The sequence below is a fragment of the Candidatus Desulfolinea nitratireducens genome, from assembly GCF_982879505.1.
Map to the genome: position 1 here is coordinate 1 of NZ_CEYOSI010000126.1, position 10172 is coordinate 10172.

General features: G+C 50.4%; 12 protein-coding genes and 1 pseudogene. 9 read left to right on the top strand and 4 right to left on the bottom strand.

The genetic code is table 11. The features are described 5' to 3' along the window. Window positions 1-66 precede the first annotated feature (66 nt). The 3 genes from AC3DOM_RS11485 to AC3DOM_RS11495 are packed head-to-tail and all read right to left on the bottom strand — an operon-like array spanning window position 67 to window position 2414. A complete protein-coding gene (locus AC3DOM_RS11485; protein ID WP_487919186.1) occupies window positions 67-1374 on the bottom strand; it encodes an NBR1-Ig-like domain-containing protein in 1308 nt (435 codons plus the stop codon). A gap of 41 nt (window positions 1375-1415) precedes the next feature. Beyond that, window positions 1416-2114, bottom strand: a complete 699-nt coding sequence (locus tag AC3DOM_RS11490) for an NBR1-Ig-like domain-containing protein (protein WP_487919187.1) — start codon at window positions 2112-2114, stop codon at window positions 1416-1418. A 3-nt stretch (window positions 2115-2117) separates the two neighbouring features. After that, window positions 2118-2414 (bottom strand): helix-turn-helix transcriptional regulator, encoded by a 297-nt coding sequence (locus AC3DOM_RS11495; protein ID WP_487919188.1) that lies wholly within the window; start codon window positions 2412-2414, stop codon window positions 2118-2120. A gap of 413 nt (window positions 2415-2827) precedes the next feature. Between AC3DOM_RS11495 and AC3DOM_RS11500 the strand changes: the two genes are divergently transcribed. From AC3DOM_RS11500 to AC3DOM_RS11540, 9 genes and pseudogenes are all read left to right on the top strand, one after another. Beyond that, a complete protein-coding gene (locus AC3DOM_RS11500) occupies window positions 2828-4111 on the top strand; it encodes a 4Fe-4S dicluster domain-containing protein (protein ID WP_487919189.1) in 1284 nt (427 codons plus the stop codon). A 21-nt stretch (window positions 4112-4132) separates the two neighbouring features. After that, on the top strand, window positions 4133-4435 hold the full coding sequence (locus AC3DOM_RS11505) for a nucleotidyltransferase family protein (protein WP_487919190.1): 303 nt from the start codon (window positions 4133-4135) through the stop codon (window positions 4433-4435). Then, window positions 4422-4754, top strand: coding sequence for a HepT-like ribonuclease domain-containing protein (locus tag AC3DOM_RS11510; RefSeq protein WP_487919191.1), 333 nt, complete (start codon window positions 4422-4424; stop codon window positions 4752-4754). Before AC3DOM_RS11505 ends, AC3DOM_RS11510 begins: the two co-directional genes overlap by 14 nt. 9 nt (window positions 4755-4763) lie before the next feature. Then, window positions 4764-4923, top strand: a pseudogene (locus AC3DOM_RS11515) ((Fe-S)-binding protein); the annotation flags it as partial. Between the two features lie 17 nt (window positions 4924-4940). Continuing rightward, window positions 4941-5327 carry an HU family DNA-binding protein gene (locus tag AC3DOM_RS11520; RefSeq protein ID WP_487919192.1) on the top strand — a complete coding sequence of 129 codons (387 nt, stop codon included), beginning with the start codon at window positions 4941-4943 and terminating at the stop codon, window positions 5325-5327. Window positions 5328-5557: 230 nt separating this feature from the next. Continuing rightward, entirely contained in the window at window positions 5558-6319 is a 762-nt protein-coding gene (locus tag AC3DOM_RS11525) for a dienelactone hydrolase family protein (RefSeq protein WP_487919193.1), read from the top strand. A gap of 82 nt (window positions 6320-6401) precedes the next feature. Further along, window positions 6402-6593 (top strand): DUF6295 family protein, encoded by a 192-nt coding sequence (locus AC3DOM_RS11530; RefSeq protein ID WP_487919194.1) that lies wholly within the window; start codon window positions 6402-6404, stop codon window positions 6591-6593. A gap of 30 nt (window positions 6594-6623) precedes the next feature. Further along, window positions 6624-6890, top strand: a complete 267-nt coding sequence (locus AC3DOM_RS11535; protein WP_487919195.1) for a DUF6295 family protein — start codon at window positions 6624-6626, stop codon at window positions 6888-6890. 315 nt (window positions 6891-7205) lie between these two features. Beyond that, window positions 7206-9335: a Tex family protein gene (locus AC3DOM_RS11540; protein ID WP_487919196.1), complete on the top strand. Its 2130-nt coding sequence runs from the start codon at window positions 7206-7208 to the stop codon at window positions 9333-9335. 150 nt (window positions 9336-9485) lie between these two features. Here AC3DOM_RS11540 and AC3DOM_RS11545 read toward each other — a convergent pair whose 3' ends face one another. Next, complete coding sequence (locus AC3DOM_RS11545) at window positions 9486-10130, bottom strand: RNA methyltransferase (protein ID WP_487919197.1); 645 nt, start codon at window positions 10128-10130, stop codon at window positions 9486-9488. Window positions 10131-10172 lie beyond the last annotated feature (42 nt).

Consider the following 10172-nt stretch of genomic DNA (forward strand, 5'->3'; position numbering starts at 1 on the left):
TATTAAACTTTTGCCCTTTTGAGGAGGAGCAATCTGCCTTTTTTCAGTGGAGTCACAAATGGGACACTAACCGCCGTCAGGCGTAGCGGTTGGCGGGATGTCCGTTGGTGTCATTGTCGCGGTTGGCGGGATGTCCGTGGGTGTCATTGTCGCGGTCGGCGGGACTCGTGTGGGAGTCGGAGGCGCTTTCAGAATGATGCCCGGCACAAACCAAAAGGCATTTGCCCGTTCGGGTGTACCACCATTCACCTGAACCGTCAAAATAAACTGGACATGCTTCTCTGCATGTGACGAGAGATCCAGATCGATCTTGGTAACTAGTCCTTCGTAGACTTCATCCCAGACGCCCAAATTTTTGACCACATTCGTCTTTAGATTTTTCATGTCCAGACGAAAAGTTATATTACATCCCTTACTTTCAGCCAGACATCCCACCCAGGCAATAAAATGTTGATTCGGCGCGATCACAAATTCAGGATAGACTCCGCTGATCCAACCTTTGCTAGCGTTATTGGGGTGGACGATAATAGTCCACTCATTTTCTTGACGACTTTCAAGACGCGGGCTATCGGACAGAAATGCATATCCTTCAACCGCGCTGCTAGTCCCTGGGCAGGGAATTGTTCCAGCACCACTTTGCCAGTCAGCCTGACACAAGTTCGCGGCAAAGTCATAGGCCAACTTGGGGTTTTCAAAATCCATCACTCGGATCGCTACCCAAAAACTACTGTCTCCTTTCGAGCCAATCCCAAAACGCTTTCCAAATGGGTCCACCAACAACCAATCTCCGCGATAATTACCCAGTTTTCCAGGTGCTTTCATCGCAATAGACAAGTCGATGGTTTGATTAGGCTCAACATTTCCAGGCAAGGGGATCACCTGTTTAGCCCCCATAGAATCACCTGAAACGATGACCAAATTATATTTCTGCGTCCAGGTACAACTCCCTACATTCTTCAGCCGCCAGGTTTTTGTAAAAGTATCCCCTGGCATAAAAGGAGAATTATCTTGTACGGATACATCCCGTATCAACTGAACACGGTCGCAGGCTATCGGGATCGGCGTCACTGAGGGAACGATCATCGTTGGAAAAATAAAGGTGTTCGTTGGTGTGGCTGTAGGGAAAACCATGGTTGCAAATGGTGTAGGCTCATTGGTTACCGTCGCTGTCACTTCAGCTGTTTGTCTTGCAAATTCAGCCGCAACCGTCTGAGCAACTGTAGTGGATACCAAACCTTGGTCCATTGTCGGAATCACATCTGGTGTTTTTTGATACTGGGCAGATTGAGCAATAATGAGAAGAACCAGTATCCCAATAATCAGCACACCGGCAATAGAAATGCCAAAAATCCAATAAAGTTCTTTTTTAGACATCGCCTATTCTCTGAATTGATTAAAACACACTCGCGCTATGGTTATTCTGGAGTTGGAGAGGGAATCGAAGTTTCTGTTGCAGGAGGGACTGTTGTTGCTGTCGCAGATGTGCTGCCGCCGCCGCCAACAACGATTAACACATATACTTCGTCGCCAAAGAAGGTTCCAGTTGCGGTGGACATTCGCCAATTGCTGCGAATATTGCCAGAATTGCTCGGCGCTGTCATCGCAACAGACAGCTCTGTTTCTGCGCCCGGGCTGACCGGCTTATCCAGCACGAGAGCGGAACTTCCCATCGCATCACCGCCGACAAAGTTGAATGTAAAGCCCGCTTCCCAGACGCAAGTCCCGCTATTTCTGACTCGCCATGTTTTCGTGAAAGTTTTTCCAGGATTCATAGGGGTGTTATCAGGGATATTCACATCAGTAACGTAAGCCATACTATTGCACGATGTAGTTGGCAGAACCCCGGAAGCAAAAGGCGTGCCGGGTGTATTCGTCATTATGGGAGTAATTGTCGATGTCGGTGAGGGGGTCAGCGTCGGTGTCGATGTATTGGTCGGCATAGCGATCGCTGTCTCCGTCAAGCCGGATGCAAATGTCCCCACAGCCAAAGTTTGCACTTCCTCAACACTGAGAGTCGGAGTTGCATCACCGTCACTGGGGCCACACGCGCCAAGTAAAAAGCTACCCATTAACATCACTGTAGCAAAAGCATAAAAATATTTTGTTTTCTTCATTTTTTAGGTTCCCTTTAAATTTCCACGAGAAAGCAACTGAATTAATTCATGTGCAAGAACTTCCCGTTGGTCATGCCGACGAAGGGGCAGGTCTGTATTGATCGTGTAACAATTTTGCCTGCCTACTTTTCGTTTGGTAATATAATCGGTCGCCTCAAGATCATTGATAATCCGAATGACCGTTCTTTCTGTAATACCTAAAGTCATTGCAATTTCTCGCGCCGTTAAATTTTCTTCACGATTCAAGAATGTCAGCACAACAGCGTGATTTGTAACAAAAGTCCATTTATTTTTAGTCATCACTTTTAGTAGTCCTAACCTGACTTATAATACATGAAACAAATATCATGTATTGTCAGACATTATTCCTGCCGTGTCAAGGTTATTGATGTTCACTAAGTTGGTTAATTTTCTCTACGTAAAACGTCCCGCAGGTTCCCGTGATTCAGATTTTAAAGCAACATAAACCTGCGGGACGCTCATACCCTGTTTATCTGAATATCAATAGTTGAGCAGGGCTTTAGCTCAAAAAGGGTATTTATACCATCATTCACTGATCGGTTTCGCAGAGGAGATCACGCTCGTTGGTAAGAAAGCAAACCTTACTCTATCTATGGGTTTATCTCGTCTCCCTTAAAATTTCTTGCATCTCTCCGCCATTTTCGCTATAGTATAAGTATTAAATTGACGACAACTAACATGGAGGGCAGGGTATGTCACATACCAGCTTAAAATCCGGGTATACCGAGTTGGTTGAGCGCTTGAACCGTTTTCCGCAGGGCGCACCACCATCTGAGACGCTGAACAAGATCCTGAAGATTCTCGTTAGTGAGCGCGAAGCTGAGCTGGTCGCCTTATTACCGATCAAACCCTTCAGCGCTGAAAAGGCCAGCCGCATCTGGAAAATGGACGCCCTTGAAACCCAAAAAGTTTTGGACGAACTCGCGAGCCGCGCCATCCTGGTGGATATCGTCGCGAATGGGAAAACGACCTACACCCTCCCGCCGCCCATGGCTGGCTTTTTCGAGTTCTCAATGATGCGCCTGCGCGGCGATGTGGATCAGAAAGTGCTCGGGGAATTGTTCTACCAATATCTCAACGTGGAAGAAGATTTTATTAGTGAACTATTCGTACGCGGTGAAACACAACTGGGGCGGGTCTTCGTCAACGAACCGGTGCTCTCCTCCGAGAATGCCCTGCACGTCCTGGATTACGAACGGGCCAGCGAAATCATCCAGACCGCCTCGCACCGGGGAGTCGGCGTCTGCTACTGCCGTCATAAAATGGAGCATATGGAGCGCAATTGCGACGCGCCCATGAATATCTGTATGACCTTCAACACCTCCGCCGCGGCCCTGACCCGGCACGGCTACGCTCGTCCGGTGGATATCAGCGAGGGGATGGATCTGCTCCAGCAGGCTCAGGAGCGCAATTTGGTCCAGTTCGGTGAAAATGCGCGCGAGGGGGTCAACTTTATTTGCAATTGTTGTGGATGCTGCTGTGAGGCCATGATCGCCGCCCGCAAATTCGGGATGCTCAATCCCGTCCATACCACCAACTTCCTGCCGGTTGTGGAGGAGGGCAGTTGTAATGGCTGTGGAAAATGCGTCAACGCCTGCCCTGTGGAAGCCATGACCCTGGTTTCCACCAATGATCCAAACCACCCGAAGATGAAAAAAGCCAAGGTGGATGAGGATATCTGTCTTGGTTGCGGCGTCTGTCTGCGCACCTGCGGTCACGACGGCCTGAGCCTGCGCTCACGTCCGGAGCGGGTGATCACCCCCCTCAATTCCACCCATCGCGTGGTGATGATGGCCATTGAGCGCGGCGATTTGCAGAATCTGATCTTCGATAACCGTGTACTGTGGAATCACCGTGCGCTGGCTGCCGTCCTTGGTGTGATCCTGCGCCTGCCACCGCTCAAACGCGCCATGGCAAGCGAGCAGTTCAAATCACGTTATGTGGAGAACTTGATCACAAGATTTGGGTCCAGATAGATTATTTGCTATAATGGACCTGTGAACAAGTTGAAGATAAAGGTTCCTCGCAAAAAAATTGCCGGATTTTGCCAACGTTATCACATCCGCAAGCTGGCGTTTTTTGGATCCGTTTTGCGAGATGACTTCGGGCCAACCAGTGACATTGACGTGCTGGTTGAGTTCAAGCCCGGTCACACGCCCGGACTGGCTTTTTTCAGCATGCAAGAGGAACTGTCTGAAATTCTCGGGCACAAAGTGGACCTGAACACATCGGGGTTTATCAGCAAGTATTTTCGGGAGGAAGTAAACCGCGAAGCCAGGGTGGAATATGTCGCGACATGATCCCTTAATTGCTTTGCGGCATATGCGCGACTATGCCCGTGAGTCTGTTGACTTGGCGCAGGAAAAGTCACGGCAGGATTTGGATGACAATAGAACGTTCAACCTCGCACAAGCAAGATTGTTAGAAATTATCGGGGAAGCTGCTAACCGTATTCCGGTTGAGTTTCAAATGGAACATCCTGAAATCGCATGGGGACAAATCGTCAGTTTGCGAAACCGCCTGATCCACGGGTATGATGCGATTGACTTCGATATCATGTGGTTGATCATTCAATCTGATTTGCCAGAGCTTATCAAACAGTTAGAAAACATCATATAAAGCAGTAATTTGCAGAATCTGATCTTTGACAACCGGCCGCGTGTTGGCGGTAGTGCTGGGTGTGATCCTGCGCCTGCCACCGCTCAAACGCGCCATGGCAAGCGAGCAGTTCAAATCACGTTATGTGGAGAGTTTATTAGCTAAATTCGAGTCCAGATATTCTCAATAAATAGGAGGTCGCTCAAGATGCCTGTCAAATATATTATCGTCCCGTATAAAATTCCCTCCAGACCGAATGACCCGGTCAGTTACTACCCTCGCCTGAAAGCGAGCGGGGAGGTCGATCAGCGTGATATTGCAAACAGGATTGCTACCATTTCGACTGTCAGCCAGGCGGATATGATGGGAGCCATCGAAGGTATGTTGCAAACAATCCCACAATTCCTGGCCGAAGGCAATATCGTCCGCCTGGGCGAGTTTGGCAGCTTCCACTTAAGTGTTCAGGCGGAAGGCTCGCCTGCACCGAAAATGGTGAACGCCTCCAGGATCAAGCGCAGCCGCCTGCGCTTTCGACCCGGAAAGCTGGTCAGAAAGATGTTACAAGATATCGAATATATCAAGACTGATGCGTGAATGACTCCTGACTTGATGAATTAAACACCATGGTGAAACATATAAAACACCATGGTGAAACCCGGTAAGAGACCTGACTTGGGGGTTATCGGCTAGTGATTCTTTGTCTGTTCTTTCTAAAGGCTCAGAAAACCTTCTCTGATGCGGTATCCAACTTAATCAATTGACATCTCTACTCTCATGATTTAGACTATTTATATCAGATTTCGCTAAACAGACAGGAGAGAGAAATGACCTTTACCACAGATATGTACGAAGGGATGCTGGCAGAAACGGTCACAATGCCCGGGGCAAATGGAGAGTTGATCAATGCCTATTTTGCCCGCCCTACCGGAGAGGGTCCCTTCCCCGGGATGGTGATCATCCACCATATGCCCGGCTGGGATGAATGGTATCGGGAGGCCACCCGGAAGTTTGCTCAGTATGGTTATGCCGCCATCTCTCCCAATCTCTATTTCCGATCCGGTCATGGAACTCCTGAAGATGTAGCTGCCAAAGTACGTGGCGCTGGCGGGATCCCGGATGACAAGGCTGTCGGTGATATTGAAGGGGCGATGCTTTATCTGCGCTCATTGCCCAACAGCAATGGCAAGGTTGGTGTCTTTGGGACCTGCTCGGGTGGCCGTCATGCTTATCTGGCCGCCTGCCGCGTACAGGGTTTTGATGCCCTTGTCGATTGCTGGGGTGGGCGGGTTGTGATGGCTGAAGAGGATTTAAATGAAAACTTCCCCGTTGCACCGATTGATTACACCAAAGACCTCTCCTGCCCAATTTTGGGTCTCTTCGGTGAGGAAGACAGCAGCCCCACGCCAGAGCAGGTAGCCCAACACGAGGCAGAACTCAAAAAGCATGGCAAGAATTATGACTTCCATATGTACCCGGATGCAGGCCATGGTTTCTTTTATCATCATCGCCCAAACTATCGCCAACAGCAGGCTGTGGATGGCTGGGAGAAGACCTTCGCCTTCCTGGAGAAATATTTAAAAAACTAAATTTATCTAATAAAACCTCCCGCAGGTTCCCAAACCTGCGGGAGGTTCATGATCAAATTAATTAATAAATCGGAGAGAGAATATGTGCACGATGATTTCGAAGCAGGTCAGTATTGCGGGGAGCGGCAAAGGCAGGGAAGGCTGGTTTTCTGTGAACCAGGCTAACGTTTCCTATGATCATCCTTTCCATGTCCCGGATGAACACGCCTTGAATATCGACTTTGTGAATCTAATAAAACCTCCCGCAGGTTCAAAACCTGCGGGAGGTTCATGATCAAATTAATTAATAAATCGGAGAGAGAATATGTGCACGATGATTTCGAAGCAGGTCAGTATTGCGGGGAGCGGCAAAGGCAGGGAAGGCTGGTTTTCTGTGAACCAGGCTAACGTTTCCTATGATCATCCTTTCCATGTCCCGGATGAACACGCCTTGAATATCGACTTTGTGAACGAGGCCCTCGGTCCGGGCGCACGGGTGGCGGTGGAACTATCGGAACAGGCAGCCCGATCTTTGGTGGAAACCATTCTCGAGGTGCTGAACCAGGCTGAAGCAGGTGGTCATTTGGTTTAAAAGGATAAAAAAACGAGATGTGCATTGCATCTGACAGATGCGTTGCACATCGTCCTCGAGGGTGGAAAATATTCTTTTAAATGCACAGCAAACCAAAGGTCGCGGGCGTTCCGGTCCTATTTCCGGTTTCTGTAATTATCTGTTGGTACGCAAAGTTCTCCCCCCGTGTACGGGGGGAGTTAGAGGGGGGGGACGCAAAAGCCCCCACCTAACCTCCCCCGCGTGCAGGGGAGGGACTACTATTTTAACAAGAAAATTGTGGCAATTTCAAATTTCCCCAGTCCAAAAGAGGGAATATTTGGTAGAATCTCACCCATGACTCATTCACAAAAGATCGCCTCACTAATCAATGCCAAGCCTTCCCAGGTGGAGGCAACTGTCCGCCTGTTGGACGAAGGCAACACCGTTCCCTTTATTGCCCGTTACCGCAAGGAAATGACCGGCTCACTCGACGATGAACAGGTCCGCATGGTGGCCGATGAGATCGTCCGCCTGCGCACGATGGATGATCGTCGGGCCAGCATTTTGAAATCCATCCAGGAGCAGGATAAGCTCACCGATGAACTCAAGGCCGCGATTGAGTCTGCGGAGACGATCACTGCCCTCGAGGACCTGTATGCCCCCTATAAACGCAAACGCCGTACGCGCGCCATGGCAGCCCGAGAAAAGGGCCTCGAATCCCTGGCAGAGATTATCACCCGGCAAAGTCTGGAAGGCTCCCCTGAAGAAGCCGCCGCGCCCTTTTTGAATGAGGATATCCAAACTGTTGAAGAGGCCCTGCAAGGCGCACGCGATATCATTGCCGAAAATATCAGCGATAATGCAAACATCCGTTCGGTAACCCGCGAAAAAGCGCTCAAATTCGCCACCCTGACTGCTGAGAAAATTGAAAAAGCTGTGGATGAAAAACGCGTCTACGAGTCTTATTATGAATTTCAGGGGCGTGTAGATCGCCTGCAACCGCATCAGATCCTGGCCCTCGGACGCGGCGAATCAGCAGGAGTGCTGAATGTAAACGTCCATATAAATGAGAATGACTGGCTCCAGGCTGTTCAGGCCGAATTTGAAGAGGATATTCTCAGCCCCTATGCTGATCAACTCGAGGAAGCCATTCACGATGCCGCTGCCCGACTGCTCCTGCCCTCCATCGAGCGGGATGTGCGCCGCACCTTGAGCGAAAAATCGGATGGTCATGCCATTCAGGTTTTTGCGACCAATCTGCGCGCGTTGCTTGGTCAGCCGCCCCTGGCTGGACATACGGTGCTGGGGATCGACCCCGGTTATCGCTCAGGCAGCAAGGTCGCAGTTGTCGATCCGACCGGCAAATTGCTGGATACCGGCACGATTTATCCGCATGCCCCGCAAAAGAAATGGGCTGAGGCGGTTGATACCCTCGAAGAGATGGTCAACCGCCATCATGTTTCGCTTGTCACCATTGGCAATGGGACCGCCTCCCGAGAAACAGAGAAACTTGTCGCAGAGCTGACCCGCGATGCCCCGGCGATCAAATATCTGATCGTCAGCGAAGCCGGAGCCTCTGTGTATAGCGCCTCCGCGCTTGCCCGAAAGGAATTCCCCGATCTGGATGTTTCCATCCGTGGGGCAGTCTCGATTGCGCGCCGGGCCCAGGATCCGTTGGCCGAGCTGGTCAAGATCGATCCCAAATCGATTGGCGTAGGCATGTATCAGCATGACGTCAATCAAGGCGCCCTCAACCATGCCCTTGATGGGGTGGTCGAATCGGTTGTCAACCAGGTTGGGGTTGATCTCAACACTGCCAGCCCGGCTTTACTCACCCGCGTAGCTGGAGTTGGTCCAAAACTTGCGGAAAGTATCGTTGCCCATCGTGACCTCAGCGGTGTATTCAAATCACGCAAGGAATTGAATAAGGTTTCCGGTCTTGGTCCAAAAGCCTACGAGCAAAGCGCCGGGTTTATGAGGATTCGGAACGGGACCAACCCTTTGGACGAATCTGCCATTCATCCGGAATCCTATCCCATAGCGGAGGCAATTTTGGGTCGCGCCGGGCTCAAGCCTGCTTCCGCCATCGAAGAAAGGATCCCGGCCCTCGAGGCGCTGACCGCCAAAACCTCCCTCGAAGATCTGGCCGCCGAGTTGAATTGTGGCCTGCCGACCCTGAAGGATATTCTTGAGCAGCTTGTTCGCCCGGGACGTGATCCGCGTACAAACACCCCTACACCCATCCTGCGTTCAGATGTTTTGAAAGTGGATGATCTGGCAACCGGGATGAGTCTACATGGGACCGTGCGGAATGTCGTTGACTTCGGTGCCTTTGTCGATATTGGTCTCAAGCAGGATGGACTTCTGCACAAATCCAAGATTCCCTTTGGGACGGTGCTGAAGGTGGGCGATATCCTTGAAGTGGAGATCCTGAAGATCGAGGCCGAGCGCGGGCGGATCAGCCTGGGGTGGGTTAAAAAATAATAAAAACCTTGCGAGAGTTGAATTAAAAATATGCTCCGTAAAAAAACAACTCTCGCAAGGTTGGAATAAAGAAGATATTTAAACCCCCCTCTAACTCACCCCTTTTACGGGAGGAAAACCCTGGTTTCTAAAAGAGAGCGGAAATCGGGTTTAGTTTGGATAACGCAGAAAATAAGCAGCGATCCCAAAGGCGACGGTTATGTTGAGCGATTCTTTGCGGCCTCCCATGGGGATATATAAGATCCGCTCGCAGATTGCCAAAATTCCCGGATCAACCCCGGCAAGCTCGTTTCCAATCACCAATGCTATCCGCTGATCATCCTGAGGCGCCTCCGTTTCGAAAAGCGGGGTAGCCACTTCTCCCCCTTCAATCGCCCATAAACCAATGCCCTGATCTTGTAGCTTTTTGGCCGCCTCTACTCCATTTTTATGATAATGCCACGGAATCATCTGCTCTGCGCCGATGGCTGTTTTTGCGAGACGAGGGTTATCAGGTGTGGGGGTCATCCCGCAAAGATGGATCTGGCTGATCCCGACGGCTTCGGCTGTCCGAAAGATGGACCCGACATTATACAGGCTGCGGACATTATCCAGCAAGGCAACTATCTCGACAGGGCGTGGGGTGAGGTTGCCCTTCCCCACCGAGTGCCGTTGATACGCAGAATCTATCATCCTGATCGGCGCGCCGCAACTTGGACAAGCATCAATTGCCCGCTCTCCTCCCATGAGGGGAAAGCGGAACTTACAACTTTCGTTCGTACATTCCTGGGTATGAAAGGAGATAGGTTTTGTCACGATGTCAATTATTTTCTACAAGCATCTGTAGAGCAGCCCGGG